The sequence below is a fragment of the Pseudomonas sp. BMS12 genome (assembly GCF_001592875.1).
Taxonomy (GTDB): Bacteria; Pseudomonadota; Gammaproteobacteria; order Pseudomonadales; family Pseudomonadaceae; genus Aquipseudomonas.
The window spans coordinates 139,842-161,223 of sequence record NZ_LSOF01000018.1; the positions used below are offsets into that span (position 1 = coordinate 139,842).

The 21,382-nt window shown below is 63.5% G+C and carries 18 protein-coding genes and 2 pseudogenes; 7 read left to right on the forward strand and 13 right to left on the reverse strand.

Features of this window, described 5'->3' with window-relative positions:
- Positions 1–31 precede the first annotated feature (31 nt).
- The 12 genes from AYB31_RS22370 to nirB form a co-directional block, all read right to left on the reverse strand.
- Positions 32–499, reverse strand: a complete 468-nt coding sequence (locus tag AYB31_RS22370) for a DUF6714 family protein (RefSeq protein WP_442961826.1) — start codon at positions 497–499, stop codon at positions 32–34.
- Positions 500–581: 82 nt separating this feature from the next.
- Positions 582–1,235, reverse strand: a complete 654-nt coding sequence (locus tag AYB31_RS21225; RefSeq protein WP_082805345.1) for a DCL family protein — start codon at positions 1,233–1,235, stop codon at positions 582–584.
- 210 nt (positions 1,236–1,445) lie between these two features.
- The gene (locus AYB31_RS17330) at positions 1,446–1,973 is read right to left on the reverse strand and encodes a M23 family metallopeptidase (RefSeq protein WP_068830003.1); all 528 of its coding nucleotides are present in this window, start codon (positions 1,971–1,973) and stop codon (positions 1,446–1,448) included.
- Positions 1,970–2,500: a hypothetical protein gene (locus AYB31_RS17335; RefSeq protein ID WP_068830005.1), complete on the reverse strand. Its 531-nt coding sequence runs from the start codon at positions 2,498–2,500 to the stop codon at positions 1,970–1,972. Before AYB31_RS17335 ends, AYB31_RS17330 begins: the two co-directional genes overlap by 4 nt.
- Before the next feature lie 30 nt (positions 2,501–2,530).
- Positions 2,531–3,532 (reverse strand): AraC family transcriptional regulator ligand-binding domain-containing protein, encoded by a 1,002-nt coding sequence (locus AYB31_RS17340; RefSeq protein WP_068830007.1) that lies wholly within the window; start codon positions 3,530–3,532, stop codon positions 2,531–2,533.
- Between the two features lie 663 nt (positions 3,533–4,195).
- Entirely contained in the window at positions 4,196–5,929 is a 1,734-nt protein-coding gene (locus tag AYB31_RS17345; RefSeq protein ID WP_068830009.1) for a bifunctional protein-serine/threonine kinase/phosphatase, read from the reverse strand.
- A gap of 93 nt (positions 5,930–6,022) precedes the next feature.
- Positions 6,023–6,835 carry a formate/nitrite transporter family protein gene (locus AYB31_RS17350; RefSeq protein WP_068830011.1) on the reverse strand — a complete coding sequence of 271 codons (813 nt, stop codon included), beginning with the start codon at positions 6,833–6,835 and terminating at the stop codon, positions 6,023–6,025.
- 635 nt (positions 6,836–7,470) lie between these two features.
- Positions 7,471–8,559 carry a molybdenum ABC transporter ATP-binding protein gene (gene modC / locus AYB31_RS17355; RefSeq protein ID WP_068830013.1) on the reverse strand — a complete coding sequence of 363 codons (1,089 nt, stop codon included), beginning with the start codon at positions 8,557–8,559 and terminating at the stop codon, positions 7,471–7,473.
- A 3-nt stretch (positions 8,560–8,562) separates the two neighbouring features.
- The gene (gene modB, locus AYB31_RS17360; protein ID WP_236715575.1) at positions 8,563–9,282 is read right to left on the reverse strand and encodes a molybdate ABC transporter permease subunit; all 720 of its coding nucleotides are present in this window, start codon (positions 9,280–9,282) and stop codon (positions 8,563–8,565) included.
- Positions 9,283–9,430: 148 nt separating this feature from the next.
- A complete protein-coding gene (gene modA, locus AYB31_RS17365; protein WP_068830021.1) occupies positions 9,431–10,189 on the reverse strand; it encodes a molybdate ABC transporter substrate-binding protein in 759 nt (252 codons plus the stop codon).
- A gap of 420 nt (positions 10,190–10,609) precedes the next feature.
- The gene (gene nirD, locus AYB31_RS17370) at positions 10,610–10,975 is read right to left on the reverse strand and encodes a nitrite reductase small subunit NirD (protein ID WP_068830023.1); all 366 of its coding nucleotides are present in this window, start codon (positions 10,973–10,975) and stop codon (positions 10,610–10,612) included.
- Positions 10,975–13,533, reverse strand: coding sequence for a nitrite reductase large subunit NirB (gene nirB, locus AYB31_RS17375; protein ID WP_068830025.1), 2,559 nt, complete (start codon positions 13,531–13,533; stop codon positions 10,975–10,977). Before nirB ends, nirD begins: the two co-directional genes overlap by 1 nt.
- Positions 13,534–13,950: 417 nt before the next feature.
- On the opposite strand from nirB, the gene AYB31_RS17380 reads away from it, so the two are divergent.
- From AYB31_RS17380 to AYB31_RS17405, 7 genes and pseudogenes are all read left to right on the forward strand, one after another.
- Positions 13,951–14,724: a TOBE domain-containing protein gene (locus AYB31_RS17380; RefSeq protein ID WP_068830027.1), complete on the forward strand. Its 774-nt coding sequence runs from the start codon at positions 13,951–13,953 to the stop codon at positions 14,722–14,724.
- Positions 14,725–14,851: 127 nt separating this feature from the next.
- The gene (gene aceK, locus AYB31_RS17385) at positions 14,852–16,579 is read left to right on the forward strand and encodes a bifunctional isocitrate dehydrogenase kinase/phosphatase (protein WP_068830029.1); all 1,728 of its coding nucleotides are present in this window, start codon (positions 14,852–14,854) and stop codon (positions 16,577–16,579) included.
- Between the two features lie 139 nt (positions 16,580–16,718).
- Positions 16,719–16,997, forward strand: a pseudogene (locus AYB31_RS22375) (PAS domain-containing protein); the annotation flags it as partial.
- A 318-nt stretch (positions 16,998–17,315) separates the two neighbouring features.
- Positions 17,316–18,284, forward strand: a pseudogene (locus AYB31_RS22380) (methyl-accepting chemotaxis protein); the annotation flags it as partial.
- A gap of 52 nt (positions 18,285–18,336) precedes the next feature.
- The gene (locus AYB31_RS17395; RefSeq protein ID WP_068830032.1) at positions 18,337–18,933 is read left to right on the forward strand and encodes a tRNA-uridine aminocarboxypropyltransferase; all 597 of its coding nucleotides are present in this window, start codon (positions 18,337–18,339) and stop codon (positions 18,931–18,933) included.
- Between the two features lie 167 nt (positions 18,934–19,100).
- Positions 19,101–19,694, forward strand: a complete 594-nt coding sequence (locus AYB31_RS17400) for a flavodoxin family protein (protein ID WP_068830034.1) — start codon at positions 19,101–19,103, stop codon at positions 19,692–19,694.
- Positions 19,694–19,921, forward strand: a complete 228-nt coding sequence (locus AYB31_RS17405; protein WP_068830035.1) for a DUF2798 domain-containing protein — start codon at positions 19,694–19,696, stop codon at positions 19,919–19,921. The genes AYB31_RS17400 and AYB31_RS17405 overlap by 1 nt, the downstream gene beginning before the upstream one ends.
- A 10-nt stretch (positions 19,922–19,931) precedes the next feature.
- On the opposite strand, the gene AYB31_RS17410 is transcribed toward AYB31_RS17405, so the two are convergent.
- The gene (locus AYB31_RS17410; protein ID WP_068830037.1) at positions 19,932–21,290 is read right to left on the reverse strand and encodes an HlyD family type I secretion periplasmic adaptor subunit; all 1,359 of its coding nucleotides are present in this window, start codon (positions 21,288–21,290) and stop codon (positions 19,932–19,934) included.
- Between the last annotated feature and the right edge of the window lie 92 nt (positions 21,291–21,382).

Here is a 21,382-nt window from a genome sequence, read left to right on the forward strand (position 1 = left end):
GAAGCGAGTGACTTGAACCATTTGTTAGGCCTCACTCGATGATTGGCCTGTACACCGAATTAGGTAACCACCACTCCTCAAGTACTTGGCACGCAAGCTCAGCATGCACTGAGTCTTTAGCGAAAGCCAAGTGTTCTATTGCATGTCTTATCGCTGTTTCTTGCTCGGTGGATAGAGAGCCTAGTCTTGGTGGTGTACGTTCAGGTGGGCGTAGCGAATTCAGAAGGGCATCTGTAACAACACTGCCTTTGTGGATTCTGCAGAATGCATATTGGAAAAAATATGGTAAATAATGCCGCCAAGATAAAGGGTCTAGATAACTGAGGCCCCAATGGAAGCTCTCAAGATATTCATCTGATACTTGGTCGTACTCAGATTCAAATGGTGTTGGTGTGCTGTAATCGTCAATTGCATTGCCGGCACGCAGTGACATTAATGGCGCGCAAGATGTCTCGCTATAGAAGGCTTTGAACAACTCGGTGGTTAGCGTTGAACTCATGACTAAACTGGGCCTAACGTTTGGTTAAGGGGCCGGCTTTAGCCGGTCCCGAGCGAGCGAAGCGAGTGACTTGAACCATTTGTTAGCTTTTTAATTTGCTGAGATTGGCTTCTGCGCTAAGCAATTGCAGCTCTGCATTTTCTTGATGATATGCGCGCCATTTATTGGCTAGCTCTGTGTTGGCAAGAATCCCGCGCTGGTCTAGGTCGGCTGCCTCAGGGTTGACTAACACAATTGAGTCGAATGAAAGACCTTCTTGACTCAAAAAGTTGCTCAGAAGAATTTCAAATTGCGGGGAGTTATAAGAGGCATGGCTGTTTTCGTAGTTTAGCGGTATGCCAAGAATAGGGCAGGTGGAAGTTTTGCTTATTTGCTCTTTCTTGAATGTTGTGATTATTTCCTTAACAGCCCTTCTAAATGCCATTGACACTACTGATTTATGTGAGGCAGGTTGAATGCAATGCACCCAGCTGCAATCAATTTTTGTGCCGTCAATGCGGTGAATGTACAGGCACCGATTTTTATGAAAGTCTCTTTCGACTTTTATGTGGTCTATACCTGCTCCTTTCTTTTCCTCATATTCTGAGTGAAGTGTAAATAAAGAGGCGAAGAAGTGTTCGTCGTCGAGATTTATTCTGGAGCCTGCCTCGTATTGATTTATCCTGCGTCGGGCTTCTTCTGTGGCAGAACTTTTGGTCTTAAATTGATAGCTTCCAAAGATTATCGGCTTCGCCACAGTACTCTCCTTAAAAAGCTAACTATAAGTAGACGACACAAGTGGCGTAATTTATTACGCCACTTGTGTCGCATAACGTTCCGCGCTGTCTACCAAGCCTTTGATTTTTCTCAATGCTTGTGCGGTGAACGCGACAGTTGAGAAAAGGCAAAAGGGACAGGCAGTAAAGCTGGAGCGGAACAGGATTTGTTCTCGACGCTACTGATTTGCTCATGGGCTGTCTACTGCGGTTCCGCGCAGTCTCTGGTTGGGGTCGAGATAGAACATCTTCTTCCAGCCTCGAGTGCTGTCATCCCAGCGCCAGGGATAGGGCAACAGGGTGACTATCGAGTAATGCAGGTGGGCTGGTTTGCCGCGTGCGTTGCCGCTGTCGCCGACGCTGCCGAGTAGGCTGCCTGGTAGCACGGGTTGGCCGGGCAGGGCGCTGTAGTCGTTGAGGTGGGCGAAGTAGTGCAGGCGCCATTTGGGGCCGAGCATGAGGATGACTTTGCCGCCCACGGCGAGTTCGCCGCGAAACAGCACCAGCCCGTAGGTGGGGGCGATAACCGGGGTGCCTTGGCGGGCGAAGATGTCGATACCCTTGTGGGTGCCGGAGCGGCCCCAGGGTTCGAACCAGAAGCTCTGCGCATTCCAGTCACGTGGGCTGGCGCCCTGCACGGGGATCTGCAGCCACTCCGGTGCGAGCAGCCAGGCCAGCAGCAGGGCCGCCAGCAAGTGGCGTGTGCGTGGGCGTCTCATTGCACGCCAGCGCTGCGTAGGCGGCGGATCAGTTGGTTGAGGCCTTCGGCTTTCAGGCAGAGGAACAGGCCGATCAACAACTCGATGACGGTGATCAGTTCCTGGATGGCGTATGCCGGCAGGTTTTCCTGATCGGCCGGGGTGCCGCGCAGCATGTAGATGATCCAGGCCGCGTTGTTGAAGGAGTCGGCCAGACTGCGGGCAACCAGGTAGACGCCGAGGATGCAGAAGGCGACCGACTGTAGCTCCTGGGCGTTGATGCCAGTGGTCGAGGTTTCGGTACTGGCTGGCGCCGCCAGTCGTCGAGCGATGGTTTGAGGAAATTTCAATAGCGCCAGGGCGACCAGCAGCAGGCAGGCGACTTGGCCGATGGCCAGGAACACCAGCCCGCGTACATCGCCGGGGGCGCTGACGTTGGCGACCTGATGGATGTACTGGTATTGCTGGATGGCCGTCATGAAGGTGCTGTACAGCAGGTACAGGGCAAATATGCGTAAGGCGATGGCAAGCAGGTCCGTGGCTTTCATGGTTCTTCCCTGAGTGTTGATGGTGCTTGGCTAGCTGTCCTGATGCATGCGATAGGCGCCCGGAGTCAGCCCTGTCCATTTCTTGAACGCACGATGGAAGGCCGAGGGCTCGGAGAAACCGAGCTGTTCGGCGAGAGCCTGGATGGACAGCTCGTCGCGGCCCAGGTGGTAAATGGCCAGGTCGCGGCGCAGGTGGTCTTTGAGTTCCTGGAAGCTGCTGCCTTCTTCGCGCAGGTGGCGGCGCAGGGTCTGCGGACTGATATGCAACTGGCTGGCGACGTTTTCCAGGTCCGGCCAGTGCGTGCAGTCGCGGCCGAGCAAGCGGCGGATGCGGCTGGTCAGACTGTCGCCGCCATCGGGGCGGGCCAGCAGGTCGGCCGGCGAGTGTTCGAGGAACTGCTTGAGCGTGCGTTCATCCTGCAGCAGTGGCATGCCCAGGTAGCGGCTGTGGAACAGCAGGCTGGTGCTTTGCGCGTTGAAATGGCGCGGGCAGGGGTAGAGCAGGTCGTACTCGGCGCTGTGGCTCGGCTCGGGGTAGGCGAAAGTGGCTTCGTCCAGGCGGATGCGCTGGCCGATCAGCCAGCTGCCGAGGCGGTGCCAGATCACCAGCAGGCTTTCTGTGAGGAAGTGGTCGGGGTCGTGCAGGGCGGAGCTGTCGATGCTCAAGCGCACCTGTTCGCCTTCGTGGCGCAGGCTCACCCGTGGCGCATCGGGGAACAGGTCGTAGAACAGCATGCCGCGCACCAGGGCTTTTTCCAGGCTGCGGCAGTGGATGATGGCGTGGCACATCATGGCGAAGGTGCCGCGCTTGCTGGGCACGCTGCCGAAGCCCATGTATTCGTCGTCGAGCAGTAGCCAGAGACCTTGGATCAGCTGCGAGAACTGCTCCGGCGCCAGGCGTGCGCGCGGTTCGTCGAGTAATGCCGGCTGGATGCCGAGCTCGCGCAGCAGCGGGCGGGTGTCGACGCCGTGGCGCTCGGCGCCGCGCAGGGCGGCGCGGATGAAGTGGCTGGCGATGGTGCGTTCGCGCATGGGCTGGCTCGTTCTAAGCGTGGCCGGATGGTAGGCGTTGGAGTGGGAAGGGGACAAGCGGGGTGGTGGTTTTGTCGGAGCGGCTTTAGCCGCGATGTCTCCGCTATTGCGCCGCAAGCGGGGCGTCGCTCGGTCGCTCCCGTACAGCCTCTAGCTGCTATGAGCTTGTTGTAGGAGGGGGCTTGGCCGCGACCGTCTGTGGCGCTGCCTGCGTCGCGGCCAAGGCCCCTTCTACACAAGCGATTCCGTGCAGGGGTGCCTAAGAGAATGGGTTTGGTCCCAGCCGTTAGGCTGGGTAGAGCGAAGTGAAACCCGGCATTCGTACGGCCAAGGTCAAAGCATCGCGACTGAAGCGGAGTGTCGCCCAGTCGCTCCCACAATAAAGTTGGTCTGTGCGCTGGTGTGGGTTGGGTTGATCGCCGAGAAGACCAACGTCGCATCGGCTCCGCCGCTTGGCGCCGTCGCAAAGTTCAGCCGGATCTGACCAATTGGCCTGAGTCGAGCGCGACTCGCTCCCCGCATGCGCCAGTGTGGGAGCGACTGGGCGACACTCCACTTCAGTCGCGATTGGGCAGGCCGATGAAGGCAGCCGCATTTTACAAATGCGGGGCTGTGCGCTTGCAGGGCGGGCCGCTGCTTGCCTTCACCGCAGGGCTCCGGCAATCAGGCGCTGAGCAGCTGCCAGGCCAGCAGCGCGGCCAGCACCAACGCGGTGCTGCGCCAGAACAGCACTGGGTTGCGTTCCAGCAGCGGTGGGCAGTGTTTGCGCAGCAGCTCGTTGCTGGGTTGGCGCAGCTGGTGGACGAACTCGGAGAGCTCTTCGTAGCGCTTGTATGGGGCGGGGTGCAGGGCCTTGCGCAGCACATCGTCGATCCAGGCCGGCAGCTCGCGCTCGGCATCGCGTAGCGGGCGGTAGGCCAGGCGATTCTGCGCGGCGCGGGTTCGGCACTTGGCCACGTCGGGGCCGTAGGGTAGCTCGCCGCTGAGCAGCTGGTAGGCGATCACCGCCAGGGAAAACTGGTCCGAGCGCGGCGAGCCGGCCTCGCCGAGGAAGTATTCCGGGGCCATATACTGGACGGTGCCAGGCAGTGGGTCGAGGGAGGCCTCGGGCAGTTGCTCGACCAGCCCGGCGACGCGGGACGAGCCGAAGTCGATCAGTTTGACGGTGCCGCTGGTATCGATCAGCACGTTATCCGGGCGCAGGTCCTGGTGCAGCATTTCCAGGCGATGGAAGGCCTGCAGGCCGCGGGCGATCTGCTCGATCAGGCTGCGCGCCCTGGCCAGGCCGGGGCGCGGGTTGTCGATCAGCCACTGGCGCAAGGTCTGACCTTCGACGTATTCGCAGACGCTGTACAGGTAATGGCGTTTGCGCGTTTGCGCGGGGGCCTTGAGCACGTAGGGGCTGTCGATACGCCGGGCGATCCATTCCTCCATCAGCAGGCGTTCGAGGTGTGATTGATTGTGTTGCAGCTCCACGGACGGCGCCTTGAGCGCTACCGGCGTGTCGCCGTCCAGGGCCAGGTAGACATGGCTGCGGCTGCTGGCGTGGATCTCGCGCACGATGCGGTAGCCGTCGAACTCCATGCGTGGCTGCAGGTGCGGCGCCAGAGCCAGTTCGTCCAGCTGCTGCTGCAGTTCGCTGGCCTGCTGGGCTGGCAACTGCTCGATGCGCAGCAGCTGCACGGTGAGGTTGTCGTCGCTGCCGTTGTGGTAGGCCGCTTCGACCATGGCCAGGGCGGCACCGTCGAGGTCATCGCCGTGCTCGTGCAGCAGGGCGATCTGAGTGGCGCTGTCGAGGTGTTCGTGGACGCCGTCGCTGCTGAGCAGGAACACATCACCCGGCTCGACGGCGAAGCTGTGGTAGTCCAGTTCCAGATGCGGGCTGATGCCGAGGGCGCGGCTGAGGTAGCTGGTCTCGCGCGAAACCCACAGGCGATGCTCTTCGGTGAGTTGCTCCAGGCTGCCGGCGCGCAGGCGGCAGACGCGGGTGTCGCCGGCATGGAACAGGTGCGCGGTGCGCGCCTTGATGACCATGGCGCTGAGCGTGCAGACATAGCCGCGGTCCATGTCGTAGCGGTACTGGCTCTGCCGGGTCTGGGCGTACAGCCAGGAGTTGATCGACATCAACACGCGCTGGGCGGATTTCTTCACCGACCAGGCGTCGGAGGTGCAGTAGTAGTCGGCTAGGAAGCTGGCCACCGCCGCCTCGCTGGCGATGTGGCTGACCGCGCTGCTGCCGATGCCGTCGGCAATGGCGATGGCGATGCCCTTGCTGGACAGCTGCGGTTGGCAGGGTACGCAGGCGCCGTGGAAGTCCTGGTTGTCTTCCTTGCGGCCCTTGGAGGAGTGCTGGCCGAGGGAGACGGCGAGTTGCGGCGGTGCTTGCTCGTAGATCATGGGCCTCCCATGGTAAGGGCGGTGTAGCGCTGGGTTCGCCAAGTGGCTAACCCAGCCTACGTCAGCGCACGGCCCCGCGAGGGGCCGCCAGGCTTAGCTGAGGGCGCGCTTGGGCGCGGTCTTCACGTGGGTGGCGTAGAGGGTCAGGCCGGTGAAGGCCAGGCCGCCGACCAGGTTGCCCAGCGCAGTGGGGATTTCGTTCCAGATCATGTAGTCCATCACCGAGAAACCACCGCCCATGATGATGGCCGAGGGGAACAGGAACATGTTCACCACCGAATGCTCGAAGCCCATGAAGAAGAACAGCATGATCGGCATCCACATGGCGATGACCTTGCCGCTGACCGAGGTGGAGATCATTGCGCCAACCACGCCCATGGACACCATCCAGTTGCACAGCATGCCGCGCACGAAGATGGTCAGCCAGCCGGCCAGGCCGTATTCGGCATAGCCCAGGGTACGGGCCTCGCCGATGTGGGCGATTTTCTCGCCGACCGCGCCGGGGGAGGTGGAGAACCCGTAGGTGAAGACGAAGGCCATCATGAAGGCCACGGTCAGTGCCCCGGCGAAGTTGCCGGTGAACACCAGGCCCCAGTTGCGCAGCACGCCTTGCACGGTCACGCCGGGGCGTTTGTCCAGCAGGGCCAGGGGGGTGAGGACAAACACCCCGGTGAGCAGGTCGAAGCCCATCAGGTAGAGCATCACGAAGCCGACCGGGAAGAGGATGGCACCCACCAGCGGCGAGCCGGTCTGCACGGTGATGGTCACGGCGAACACCGCGGCCAGGGCTAGGATGGCGCCGGCCATGAAGGCGCGGATCAGCGTATCGCGGGTGGACATGTAGATCTTCGACTCGCCGGCGTCGACCATCTTCGAGGCGAACTCAGAGGGGATTAGGTAGGACATGCGGTTCTCTCTTCTGTCAGGGGGAGCTGTATCACCGAAGCGGCGGCCTGGGTGTGTGTGGCATGTGCAAAAAAAAGGCGCCTGGAACCTTGCGGTGCCAGGCGCCGTTGCCTGTTCGTACTTCGTTGTAATTCTGTTGCCGAAGACCCCGGAGGGCCGCTCGATCGCCGTTGACCGAACAGGCTGCCACTGCTGCGAGTGGCGTTCGGGATGGCTAATGCAGGGCCTGTGCCAGTTTCGGAGAATGGCCGCCAGGCCTTTTGTTTCAGGGTTTTCTGCGACTGCCGAGCGGTTGCGCACGCTGTGCGATGACTGCTCACGGTGCAGGTGTTGCCCCGATCTGATGCACGCTCAGGGTCTGCTCGAGCCTGCTACTCGTGGCTAAGGCGGTTGTCGAGCTGCTATCAGGAAATCAGCACTTTGTGGAGGCGATTGCCCTCCCGCGCAGCTGAACGGCTTTATGTAGGAGGGGCCTTGGCCGCGACGCTTCTACGCTGCCCCGAGACATTGCGCTGCAGCTGCGATGAGGCAGGCCAGGAAAGGCGTGACCGTGGGAGCGGCTTTAGCCGCGATTGGCGCAGCGGCAAAGCATCGCGACTGAGGCGGAGTGTCCCAGTCGCTCCCACGATCCGGCGCTAGGCCAGCAGCGCCACCGATTTGATCTGCGCCCACAGCTGCTGGCCGGTGTGCAGGCCGAGCTGGTCGCGCGAGTAGCGGGTGATGCGCGCCAGCAGTGGTGTGCCGTGCATGTCCAGGCGCACCAGCACGTGGGCGGGGTTGTCCGCCTCAGCCAGGCTGTGCACGGTGACTGGCAGCAGGTTGAGGATGCTGCTGTGCTCTGGCCGGTCCAGGCTCAGGCTGACGTCGCGAGCCTGCACCTTGAGGCGTAGGGTGGTGTCGTTGGGCTGCGGCGCATGGGCGATGCGCAGGCGTTGCTCGTTGCCCGGCAGGGCCAGGTGCAGCAGCTGGTAGTCGGCATCGTGGCCGGTTACCCGTGCCTGCAGCACCACGCCGGCATCCTCGCTCTGTGCCAGGGGCAGGTCGAGGCGGGCGAGCAACTGTTCGACCGGGCCGCTGGCTCGTACTGTGCCGCTTTCCAGCAGGACCAGGTGGTCGGCCAGGCGCGCAACTTCATCGGCCGCGTGGCTGACATAGAGGATGGGCATGTCCAGCTCGTCATGCAGGCGTTCCAGGTAGGGCAGGATTTCCTGTTTACGCTGCGGGTCGAGGGCTGCCAGGGGTTCATCCAGCAACAGCAGACGCGGGCTGGTGAGCAGGGCGCGGGCGATGCCGACGCGCTGCCGTTCGCCACCGGACAGCCGCGCCGGCAGGCGTTCGAGCAGGTGCTCGATGCCGAGCAGGGCCAGGGCCTGGTCGAGGTCGATGCGCCGTTCGCGGGTCGGGATGCGCTTGCGGCCGTATTCCAGGTTGCCGCGCACGGACAGATGCTCGAACAGGCTCGCCTCCTGGAACACATAGCCCAGGGCACGGCGGTGCGGTGGCAGGAAGTGCCCTCGCTGGCTGTCCTGCCACAGCTCGCCATTGATACGCAGCAGGCCGTGGGGCGGGCGTTCCAGACCGGCGACACAGCGCAGCAGGCTGGTCTTGCCGGAGCCGGAGGGGCCGAACAGGGCGGTGACGCCCCGGCCGGGCAGGTCGAGGTCGACGTCCAGCTGGAAGTCGCGATAGGGCAGGCGCAGTGCGATCTGCAGGCGGTCGCTCATGCTTCAGTACCTCGCCGGCTGTGGTCGACCACGCCAGTGCAGGGCCAGCAGGATGGCGAAGGAGAACAGCAGCATGCCGCCGGCCAGCCAATGGGCCTGGGCGTACTCCATGGCTTCGACGTGGTTGAAGATCTGGATCGACACCACGCGGGTCTGCTCCGGGATATTGCCGCCGATCATCAGCACCACGCCGAACTCGCCCAGGGTGTGGGCGAAACCCAGCACCGCCGCGGTGAAGAATCCGGGCCTGGCCAGTGGCACGACGACGGTGAAGAAGCAGTCCAGCGGGCTGGCGCGCAGGGTCGCGGCGACTTCCAGTGGGCGCGTGCCGATGGCCTCGAAGGCGTTCTGGATGGGCTGCACCACGAAGGGCAGCGAGTAGAACAGCGAGCCCACCACCAGCCCGGCGAAGCTGAAGGCCAGGGTACCCAGGCCGAGGCTCTGGGTGAGCTGGCCAATCGGGCCGTGCGGCCCCAGCGCGACCAGCAGGTAGAAGCCGATTACCGTCGGCGGTAACACCAGGGGCAGGGCGACCAGGGCGCTGATCGGCCCCTTCAGCCGCGACTGCGTGCGCGCCAGCCACCAGGCCAGCGGCGTGCCGAACAGCAGCAGGAGCAGGGTGGTCAGCGTCGCCAGTTGCAGGGTCAGCCAGATGGCGCCGAAGTCGGCACTGGACAGGGGCATTGCGCGTCTCTTCTTCGTTTGGTTGCGCGGCCTGCGCATGTTTCTGGGTGCGTTACAGCTTCCCGTGGGAGCGGCTTCAGCCGCGACGCTTCTGCGTTGCCTTATCGCGGCTAAAGCCGCTACCACTGGGGGCGTTCATCTGCAATTCAGCGCTCTAGTGACACTAGCGGAGTTGGTTATCCGGCCGCTACGGCTGATACCCGTAGGCGCGAATCACCTCAGCCGCCTTGTCGCCCTGCAGGTACCCGATCAGCGCCTTGGCCGCCGGGTTGTCCTTGCCCTTGGCGAGGATCAGCGCGTCCTGCCTGATCGGGTCGTGCATCTCGGCCGGCACCCGCCAGGCCGAGCCGCCGATGATCTTGCCATCTTTATAGATCTGCGACAGGGCGACGAAGCCCAGCTCGGCATTGCCGCTGGCGACGAACTGCTGGGCCTGGGCGATGTTCTGCCCTTCGACCAGCTTCTTCGCCACGGCTTGGTTCAGGCCCAGCTTGACCAGCGTCTGCATGGCGGCGAGGCCGTAGGGCGCGGTCTTCGGGTTGGCGATGGCCAGGTGCTGGAACTGACCGCTCTTCAACACCTGGCCGCTGTCGTCGACAAAACCTGCCTGGCTCGACCATAGCGCCAGGGCACCGGTGGCGTAGGTAAAGCGCGAGCCCGGCACGCTCTCACCCTCGTTTTCCAGCTTGGCCGGCGTGCTGGCATCGGCGGCCAGGAACACCTCGAAGGGCGCGCCGTTCTTGATCTGTGCATACAGCTGCCCGGTCGCGCCGTAGGCCGCGAGCACCTGGTGGCCGCTGGCCTTCTCGAAGTCGGCAGCGATGGCCTGCATCGGCGCGGTGAAGTTGGCGGCGACGGCTACGTGCACGGTTTCGGCATGGGCCTGGCCGGACAAGACGGCCAGGGTCAGCAGGGACATCAGACGAAGGCGAGGGCGGCGTTGCATGACGGTTCCTTGGGTAGCGGCTGGGGCGGCGCACTATCGTAATGTTTTTATTTATATAACGCTCGCGATGAAGTCGGGCAGGGAATTTTTGTGGGAGCGGCTTCAGCCGCGATAGGCCTCGCGCACTGAGTTTGGTTTGCGGCCGAAGGGGCTCTACAGGTGTAACGACTGGATAACCGGCAGGAACCTGGAGTCGGCGGCATCTGGCCTCCCGCCTGCGCGGGAGTGACGATGAGTGGTGTTCAGCGCTTTCTTCGCTACGAGGAGTGTCGCGCCAAGAAAAACGCCGCGCCTGTGCTAAGCAGGTGCGGCGCTTTCTTGAACGGCGTAGCTCGGCTCACCGTCATTCCCGTGCCGGCGGGAATCTAGATGACCGTGGCACGTGGGCTCCCGCTTCCGCGGGAGCGGGGGCACATGGTTTCAGCTCAGGCCGATTTCCACAGTGTCGCCGTGCAGGCGCACTGGCCATACCGGCAGCTGCTGCTCCGGGTATTCCAGGCAGCCGCCATCGTTCAGGCGGAAGTGCTGCTTGTACAGCGGCGAGGCGATCACCAGTTCGCCCTGCAGGTGACCGACGATGCCGCGGCCGATCACGTTGGCGCCGGACTTGGGATCGCGGTTGCCGATGGCAAAGACCTGCTGCTCGGTGTCGGGCAGGTAGATCAGCGCCACCTGCTGGCCTTCGACGCAGGCGACCACGCCGGAGTTGGGCACCAGGTCGGCGCGCGAGCAGAGGGTTTTCCAGGCAGCCTGGGCGGGAGTGGCAAGGGTACTGGTCTGGCTCATCACACGGTCTCCACGGTTACGGGGATCAGTTCGAGTTCGTTGTCACGGGCCGGGCGGCGTTGGCCGCGCTCGCGGACGAAGTGGATGTCCGGGTCGCCGCCGCTTTCGTTGACGAAAGTGCGGAAGCGCTTGAGCTTCTCCTCGTCTTTGAGGGCGTTGGCCCACTCGCATTCGTAGCGGTCGACCACCAGCTGCATCTGCGCTTCCAGTTCGGCGGCCAGGCCCAGGCTGTCGTCGATGACCACTGCCTTGAGGTAGTCCAGGCCGCCCTCCAGCGACTCGCGCCATACCGAGGTACGCTGCAGCCGGTCGGCGGTGCGGATGTAGAACATCAGCACGCGGTCGATGTAGCGCACCAGGGTTTCGTCATCCAGGTCGGTGGCGAACAGCTCGGCGTGGCGCGGGCGCATGCCGCCGTTGCCGCACACGTAGAGGTTCCAGCCGTTCTCGGTGGCGATCACGCCGATGTCCTTGCTCTGCGCCTCGGCGCATTCGCGGGTGCAGCCGCTGACGGCGAACTTGATCTTGTGCGGCGAACGCAGGCCCTTGTAGCGGTCTTCCAAGTGCAGCGCCATGCCGACGCTGTCCTGCACGCCGTAGCGGCACCAGGTGCTGCCGACGCAGCTCTTCACGGTGCGCAGCGACTTGCCATAGGCGTGGCCGGTTTCGAAGCCGGCGGCGATCAGTTCGCCCCAGATATCCGGCAGTTCGTGCAGCTGGGCGCCGAACAGGTCGATACGCTGGCCACCGGTGATCTTGGTGTAGAGGTCGTATTTCTTGGCCACGGCGCCGATGGCGATCAGGCCCTCCGGGGTGATCTCGCCACCCGGGATGCGTGGCACCACCGAGTAGGTGCCGTTCTTCTGCATGTTGGCCATGAAGGTGTCGTTGGTGTCCTGCAGGGCCACCAGCGCCGGGTTCATGATCGGGCGGTTCCAGCACGAGGCGAGGATCGAGCCCACCGCCGGCTTGCAGATGTCGCAGCCGACATGGCCCTTGCCGTGCTTGGCCAGCAGTTCCTCGAAGCTCTCGGTGCCCTCGACGCGAACGAAGTGGTAGAGCTCCTGGCGGGTGTAGGCGAAGTGTTCGCACAGGCTCTTGTCGACTTCCACGCCGCGGGCGGTCAGTTCGTGCTCGAACACCTGCTTGAGCAGCGCCGCGCAACCGCCGCAGCCGGTGGCCGCCTTGGTGCAGGACTTGATGCCGGCCAGATCCGTGCAGCCACCGTCGATGGCGGAACAGATCGCGCCCTTGCTGACGTTGTGGCAGGAGCAGATGGTGGCGGTGTCCGGCAGGGCGTCGGCGCCGAGGGCCGGAGCGCCGTCACCGACCGGCATGATCAGGCTGGCCGGGTCTTCCGGCAGCTTGATGCCGTTCTGCGCGTACTGCAGCAGGGTGTCGTAGTAGCTGTTGTCGCCGACCAGTACGGCGCCGAGGACTTGCTTGCCGTCGGCGGACACGACCAAACGGCGGTAGCTGGCCGTGGCCTCGTCGATGTAGCGGTAGCTCTTGGCGCCGGGCATGGCGCCGTGGGCGTCGCCGATGGAGCCGACGTCGACACCGAGCAGCTTGAGCTTGGTCGACATGTCTGCGCCGAGGAAGGGTTGGCCTTCCTGGCCGCACAGCTGCGCCGCCACCAGGCGGGCCATCTGGTAGCCCGGGGCGACCAGGCCGAAGATGCTGCCATTCCAGGCCGCGCATTCGCCGATGGCGTAGATGCGCTCGTCGCTGGTCAGGCACTGGTCGTTGATCGCTACGCCACCACGGGCACCCAGCTCCAGCTCACAGGCGCGGGCCAGGGCGTCCTGCGGACGGATGCCGGCGGAGAACACGATCAGGTCGGTCTCCAGGAAGTCATCGCCGGCGAAGTTCATGCGGTAGCGGTACTCGCTGCCGGCACTGATGCTCTGAGTGGCCTTGGACAGGTGTACGCCGACGCCCAGGTCCTCGATGCGCTGCTTCAGGGCTGCGCCACCGAAGTCGTCCAGCTGCACCGGCATCAGGCGCGGGGCGAACTCCACGACGTGGGCTTCCAGGCCCAGGGACTTCAGGGCGTTGGCCGCTTCCAGGCCGAGCAGGCCGCCGCCGACCACCACGCCACGGCGCTTGCCCTTGGCGGCGGCGCGGATGCCGTCGAGGTCTTCCAGGGTGCGGTAGACCAGACGTAAGTCGCCTTCGGCACCTTCGATCGGCGGCACGAAGGGGTAGGAGCCGGTGGCCAGCACCAGTTTGTCGTAGGTGAAGGCGCCCTTGGCGGTGATGACTTCGCGGCGGGAACGATCGATCTCCAGCACCGGGGTGCCCAGGTGCAGGGTCAGGCCGGCCTTCTCGTAGAGGGCGGCATCACTCATGGCCAGGGATTCGGCGTCGCGGCCACCGAAGTACTCGGACAGGTGTACGCGGTCATAGGCGCGCTGGCGCTCTTCACCGAATACCAGAATCTGGTAGTGATCCAGAGCACCGCTCTCGAGCAGCTGTTCGACGCAGTTGTGGCCAACCATGCCGTTACCGACGACGATCAGCCTTTGCTTGTCAGTGGAGGCGACTGTGGTGTTCATAGTTGTTCCCGGCCAAAGCTCATCAGGTTTTTCCGCGGCAATAAAAAAGGCGCCTGAAACCTCGCGGTTCCAGGCGCCTTTGCCTGTTCTGTGGATCTCGTCGGAGAGATCGTTGTGCCCGCCGCCTGGATGCGACTGCTCGATCGCCTTTGATCGATTGGGCGGCCCGATACCCTGGGCTTGATCGATCATTAGCATCGACTGTGCCAGATGTTGTGAAAGCCAGTGCTGGTGCGGCTTGCGCGTGAATCGCGGGCAGTTTCCCTGCAGCGCGGAGGGCGCTTTCAGGAACCAAAACGGTGCGCGCGCGGCACTCCTGCCCCGCGCTGATGCCAGTTGTGCCGGCGTGCGGCGGCGTTGGTTCCGCCCCGCGCATGCGACTACTATCCGCCCGAACGGCAGAACAGCAGGACGGCAATGAAGCTCGACGGACGACTCTGGATCACCCGCAACGGCAAGAACCTGGCAGGCCAGGGGCGCATCGAGCTGCTCGCGCACATTGCCGAGAGCGGCTCGATCACCCAGGCGGCCAAGGCCATGGGCATGAGCTACAAGGCGGCCTGGGATGCGGTGGACGCCATGAACAACGCCGCCGGCAGCGCCCTGGTGCAGCGCTCGGTGGGCGGCAAGGGCGGGGGCGGTACGCGCCTGACCGAAGCGGGGCAGCAACTGATCGAGTCTTACCGGCGCTATCAGGAGGAGCACCGGCGCTTTCTCGAACGCCTGGGTGAAGACCTGCAGCTGGAGTCGCTGCTGCAGCTGATGGAGCGCCTCAACCTGCGCAGCAGTGCGCGTAACCAGTTGGCCGGGCAGGTACTCAGCGTGCAGGCCGAGGGGCTCAACGACCGGGTCGAGTTTCAGTTGGCCGGCGGCCAGGTGTTGCACGCGCTGATCACCCATGCCAGCACCGCGCGGCTCGGGTTGGAGGCGGGCGCCCAGTTGTGCGCGTTGATCAAGGCGCCCTGGGTGCATCTGCTGGCTGCGGACGCGGCCTCGGGCAACGGCGACAATCGCCTGCATGGCCACCTGGCTGAATTGCATGCGGACGCCGAGCACACCGAGGCGGTGGTCGAACTCGACGGGGGTGGGCAGCTGGTCGCCGTGCTCAGCACCGCTCAGGCGCAGGGTCTGCAGGAAGGGCAGGCGGTGCAGCTGCTGATCGACGCCGAGCAGATCATTCTCTGCGCCTGAGCCGAGGCGGCAGGCATTTCGCGTCCGTACGCAAACTGACTCGCCGGACTCTTTGCCCGGGTGGCTTTTCCTCGACGCCGGCACTGGCTAAGCTCGCGGTTCCCGCACATGCAGCAGAGGCTTTCCCATGTCGCAGCAACGGCCAGCCGCCGATATCGCCCGGATGATCCTCGACGGTTTCGACGACTATCGCGCGCACTTTCGCGAGATCACCAACGGCGCCCGTGCGCGGTTCGAGCAGGCCCAGTGGCAGGAAGCGCAAGCCGCCTCGGCTGCGCGGATCAACCTCTACGAGGAGAAGGTCGCCGAAGTCAGCGAGCGCCTGCGCGAGGCCTTCGCCGATGAACAGCTGCTGGACATCGACCTGTGGCCGGTGGCCAAGAGCGCCTACATAAGCCTGATCAACCTGCGCAACGACGATGAGCTGGCCGAGACCTGGTACAACTCGATCTTCTGCGGCCTGTTCAGCCATGACCAGATCAGCGATGGCTGCATGTTCATCCACACCACCCGGCCTTCGCTGCGCGCCCAGGAACGCACGCCGCAGACGCGCACCTACCACCCGCGCGGCGACCTCAACCAGGCGCTGCGGCAGATCTTCACCGACTACCGCTACGGTGTCGGCTACGAGGATCTGGAGCGTGATCTGGGCAAGCTCGAACAGCAGCTGCGCAGCAACCTGCCGGACTGGGTGTGCAAGGACCAGGCGCTGACCATCGAGCTGTTCTCCTCGACCCTGTATCGCAACAAGGGCGCCTACCTGGTAGGGCGCATCTTCACCCCGGACGAGCAGTGGCCGCTGGTGTTCCCGTTGCTGCATCGCGAAGGTCAGGGCATTCAGATCGATACGCTGATCACCGACGAGTCGGAAGTCTCGATCATCTTCTCTTTCACCCGTTCCTATTTCATGGTGCGGGTGGACATTCCGGCGGAGTTCATCGGCTTCCTCAAACGCATCCTGCCGGGCAAGCACATCGCCGAGCTGTACACCTCGATCGGTTTCTACAAGCACGGCAAGTCGGAGTTCTACCGCTCGCTGATCAATCATCTGGCCAACACCGATGACCGCTTCATCATGGCGCCGGGCGTGCGCGGCATGGTCATGAGCGTATTCACGCTGCCGGGCTTCAACACCGTGTTCAAGATCATCAAGGATCGCTTCTCGCCGTCGAAGAACGTCGACCGCGCCACGGTGATCGAGAAATACCGCCTGGTGAAGAGCGTCGACCGGGTAGGGCGCATGGCCGATACCCAGGAGTTCGCCGACTTCCGCTTCCCCAAGGCCAAGTTCGAGCCCGAGTGCCTGGCCGAACTGCTGGAAGTGGCGCCGTCCACGGTGGAGATCGAGAACGGCGACACCGTGCTGATCCGCCACTGCTGGACCGAACGACGCATGACCCCACTAAACATCTACCTGGAGCACGCCAACGAGGCGCAGGTGAAGGAGGCGCTGGAGGACTACGGCCTGGCCATCAAGCAGCTGGCCGCCGCCAACATCTTCCCTGGCGACATGTTGCTGAAGAACTTCGGCGTCACTCGCCACGGTCGGGTGGTGTTCTACGACTACGACGAGATCAGCTACCTCACCGAGATCAACTTCCGCCGCATTCCGCCGCCACGCTACCCGGAGGACGAGATGGCCTCCGAGCCCTGGTACTCGGTGGCGCCGCTGGATGTGTTCCCAGAGGAGTTCCCGCCGTTTCTGTTCGTCGATCTCGGCCAGCGCCGGTTGTTCAGCCAGCTGCACGGGGATCTGTACGACGCCGACTACTGGAAAGGCCTGCAGGAGGCGATCCGCGCCGGCAAGGTGATCGACGTGTTTCCCTACCGGCGCAAGGCGGATCTGATCGCCTGAATTGAGTGCGGCTGGAGAGGCCGCACTTTTTTTCAGGTTATTTGATGGTGGCCTTGTGCTGTATCGGTACGTATGTGCTAGACCAAATGGGTGTTAGTCGTGCAGTCCTCTGCCACCATTACCCAGGGATGGTCAGCCCATGCGTCAGAACCTGCCTGTCACTCAGCGCGAGCGTACCTTTACCGATGCTGAGCGGTTGATTTCCACCACCGACCTCAACAGCAAGATCACCTACGTCAACGATGCCTTCGTCGCGATCAGCGGCTTTTCCCGCGAGGAGCTGGTCGGCGAGCCGCACAACATCGTGCGTCATCCCGACATGCCGCCAGGGGTGTTCGGCCACATGTGGGAGACCATCAAACAGGGCAAACCCTGGATGGGCATCGTCAAGAATCGCTGCAAGAACGGCGATCATTACTGGGTCAGCGCCTATGTGACGCCGATCTACGAGAACGGCAAGATGTCCGGCTACGAGTCGGTGCGCTCGGTGCCCAGCGAGGCGCAGAAAAGGCGCGCCGAGGCGCTCTATGCGCGGCTGCGTGCAGGCAAGCCGCCGGTGCCGAAGCTGGAATACTGGACCTATGACATCGTGCGCTCCTGGCCGCTGATCCTGGCGGGGCTGGTGATACTCGCCGGCCACTGGGTGCTCAGTGGCCCCTGGCTGCTGGCATTCATTGTCGCGGTGATGTTTGCCCTCGGCTCCTACCAGCTGTACAGCAAGCGCCAGTTGATCCGGGGGACCCTGGCCGAGCATCCCAAGGCCTTCACCAGCGCCCTGGTCGCACTCACCTACAGCGACAACCGTGGCGCCCAGGCGCTGCTGGACATGGCCATGATCAGCGAGGAAGCGCGCCTGCAGACGGCGCTGACCCGTCTTGAGGATGCCGGCGAGAACGTGCGCAAGCGCGCGGCACAGTCGTCCGAGCTGTCGCGCTCCGGTGCCGATCTGCTGGAGCAGCAGCGCAGCGAGACGGATCAGTCGGCCACCGCCATCAATGAAATGGCAGCCACCATTCAGGAGGTGGCGCACAACGTCCAGAATACCTCGCATGCGGCCGAGGAAGCCGATCGCCTGGCCCAGCAAGGGCGCAGCCTGGCTGGTGGCAGCCTGCAGGCCATGCAGCAGATGGCCGGCGCGGTGCAGGAAATCGGTCAGGCGGTGAACGAACTGGCTTCCTCGACCCAGTCGATCGGCAGCGTCGCCGATGTGATCACCTCCATCGCCGAGCAGACCAATCTGCTGGCCCTCAACGCCGCCATCGAAGCGGCTCGGGCCGGCGAGCAGGGTCGCGGCTTCGCCGTGGTAGCCGACGAAGTGCGGGCTCTGGCCGGGCGCACTCGCGAGTCCACCGAGCAAATCCACCAGATCATCTCTTCGCTGCGCAGTGGTGCGGACAAGGCGGTGAACACCGCCAGTCGCGGCCAGGAAATCTCCCGCGACAGCGTGCGCAGTGTCGAGGAGGTGCGCGAAGCGCTGGATGGCATCAGTCAGGCGGTCACACGCATCACCGGCATGAGCCAGCAGATGGCTGCGGCCTCCGAGCAGCAGGCGCATGTGGCTGAAGACATCAGTCGGCAGATCACCCGTATCGCCCAGCTCTCCGACCACAGCGCCGGCCAGGCCCAGCAAGGCGTGGGTATCAGCCAGGAACTGGAGCAGATGGCCGAGTACCTGCACAGCCTGGCGGAGCGCTTCAACCGCTGATGGCGGCAACCTCCGCCGCCTGTGGCACACTGCGCGGCGGAGGTTGCCTGTCATGTCCCGTGTTCGTTGCGAGCGCTGCGCTCGCCCGCAGAGCCACTGTCTCTGTCACCTGATTCCCCGTCTGTCGAGCCGTACCCGGGTGCTGATCCTGCAGCACCCGGACGAGGTCGGGCATGCCCTCAATACCGCGCGTCTGGCTGCGCTCGGCCTGGAAAATGCCGAGCTGAAGGTGGGCGAGACTTTCGCCGAGCTGCAGCAGTGGCTGGACCCCGCCTACCGCACCTGCCTGCTGTTTCCCGGCGAAACGGCGCAGCCCCTGCCACTGCCCATGGCCGAGGCAGATGACCGGCCTTTGCTGCTGGTGGTGCCGGACGGTACCTGGCGCAAGGCACGCAAGCTGCTGCACCTCAATCCCGTGCTGGCTGCGTTGCCACGGGTTTGCCTGCCTGCCGGCCTGACCTCGCGCTACCGCCTGCGCAAGGCACCAGGCGAGGGGGCGTTGGCGACCATCGAGGCGATAGTCGCGGCTCTCGAACTACAGGAAGCGCCACGCTGCTTCGCCGAATTGCTGCGGCCTTTCGAGGCCCTGATCGAAGGGCAGATCGCAGCGATGGGGCAAGAAACCTTCAGGCGTAACCATGGCGGCTGAGCGAATACGGTATCCGGCCCCGTATTCGCCAGGCCGCGGCCCGCGATGAAAATGCGCGGCTCATGACCGCCGCAATAAGTGCTTGACCTCAAGTCAACTTGAATTTGTAGCCTCAACTTACGCCTTCTCAGAGGCTTCTATAGGTTCAGATTCCTGGAGCGCACGTCATGAAGAAAGTCGCCATCATCTACCACAGTGCCCATGGGCATACCGAGTTCATCGCCGAACAGATTCTCGCCGGGATTGCCACTGTTCCGTCCGTCCAGGCAGACCTGCTGCAGGCCCAGGCGCTGCTGAAAGAGCCGGATGCCTTGCTTGAATATGACGGATTCATTCTCGGCTCCTCCACCTACTTCGGTGGGGTTAGCGCGCCGTTCAAGGCCTTCATGGACGCCACCGGGCCGCTGTGGCGTCATCAGCGCCTGCGCGGACGCCTGGCGGCCGGCTTCAGCGTTTCGTCGCTCGCCTCCGGGGACAAGCAGTCCACCTTGCTGTCGCTGTTCGTCTTCGCCATGCAGCATGGCCTGCTCTGGGTAGGCAACCCGGTTCTTCCCGAACAGCTCAATGGCGTCCCCGAAAACGAGGCGGCTAACCGACTGGGTTCCTGGTCCGGGCTGATGGCCCAGGCCGAGAAAGCCTCGCCCGGACATGCCTTTGTGCCAGGTGATATCAAGACGGCTCGGATGTTTGGCGTGACCTTCGCGAAGACGCTACTGCGCATGCAGGATGCTACGGGCCACCAAGGCCAGGAGGTGGCGTGATGATTCCTGTCAGATACACGCCAGTGCTGTTTGCCCTGATCCTTTCCGGGCTTATGTCGCTTCTGGTTTCTGCCGTGTCCACGCTACGGGTACTGGGCGCCGGTCCGGGCTTCATCGAAACCTGGTTGAGTGCCTGGCTGGCGGCATGGCTGTTCGCGTTTCCGACTGTGCTGCTGGTCGCTCCGTTGACGCGTCGCTTGGTCGGCTTGCTGACCCGCCCCGAGTAGCGCGTCGCAGCTAGCGCTCGCGAAGCGCCTCGGAGCGGGCCTTGAGGACCGGCTTGAGCAGGTAGTCGAGCACGCTCTTCTGACCGGTGACGATGTCGACGGTGGCGACCATGCCGGGGATGATCAGCAGCGGATGCTCGTCGCTGCCCAGGTGGCTTTTGTCGGTGCGCACCTGGATCAGGTAGAAGCTGTTGCCTTCCTCGTCGGTGATGGTGTCGGCGCTGATCAGCTCCAGCTTGGCCTTGAGCCCGCCGTAGATGGTGAAGTCGTAGGCGGTGAACTTGACCATGGCCTTTTGCCCGGGATGCAGGAAGGCGATGTCCTGCGGGCGCACGCGAGCCTCGATCAGCAGGTTGTCTTCCAGGGGCACCACTTCCACCATCGAATCGCCGGGCTGCACCACACCGCCGATGGTGTTGACCTTGAGCACTTTGATCACGCCATGTACCGGCGAGACGATGGTGGTACGGCTGACCCTGTCCTGGATGGCGACACTGGTGGAGGTGATTTTCTTCAGTTCGGTGCGGACCTCGTTGAGCTCTTTCAGCGCTTCGGTCTGGAAGGTCAGGGTCGATTCCTTGAGTTTGCTCTCGATCTCCTGCATGGCGGCTTCGGCCCTGGGGATGGCCAGGGTGGTGGCATCCAGGGAGCCGCGCATCTCAACCGCGCTACGCCGCAGGCGCAGAATCTCCACCTCGGAAATGGCGCCGGTGCCCACCAGTGGCTGCGACATGTTCAGTTCCTGTTGGATCAGGCCAAGGCTGGAGCGGTACTGCTGGGCCTTGGCGCGAAACTCTGCCAGCTCCTGGGTTTTCTGCCGCAGCTGTTCCCTGAGGGTGTTCTGCTCGCTTTCCAGGCGCCGCTGGCGTGAGCTGTACAGGGCCATTTCGTCCTCGACCAGTTGCGGTGCCTGCTGCACCAGTTCCTCCGGTAGCGCCAGCGGTCGGCCTTCGGCTTCGGCACTGAGTCGCGCGACCCTGGCCTGCAGTGCCAGGCGGTCGGCTTCGGTTTCGCCCTTGTTGGAAATGAAACGGGTGGCATCCAGGCGCAGCAGCACGTCGCCTTTGTCCACCACCTGGCCTTCGCGGACGAAGATCTCGGTAACGATGCCGCCTTCCAGATTCTGGATGACTTGCACCTTGCTGGACGGAATGGCCTTGCCTTCGCCGGTAGTGACTTCCTCCAGCACCGCGAACTTGGCCCAGAGCAAGGCCACGATCAGGCAGATGCTGACGCTCCAGACGGTGGCCCGGGCCAGCCAGGGAGAGTCTTCCAGCATCGCGCCATCCACTTCCGGCATGAATTCGGTGTCCTGCTTCTGCCGGTTGAGGCTGCCGAAGTAGTCGCGCAGGGATTGGCTCAGGTCCATGGTCTCGTCTCCTGGCTAGCAGGCGGTTGAAAAACTACCTGCGTTGCCTGGCCGTTGTTAAAAACAGCCTCAAAATGCTCATTTACAGCTCG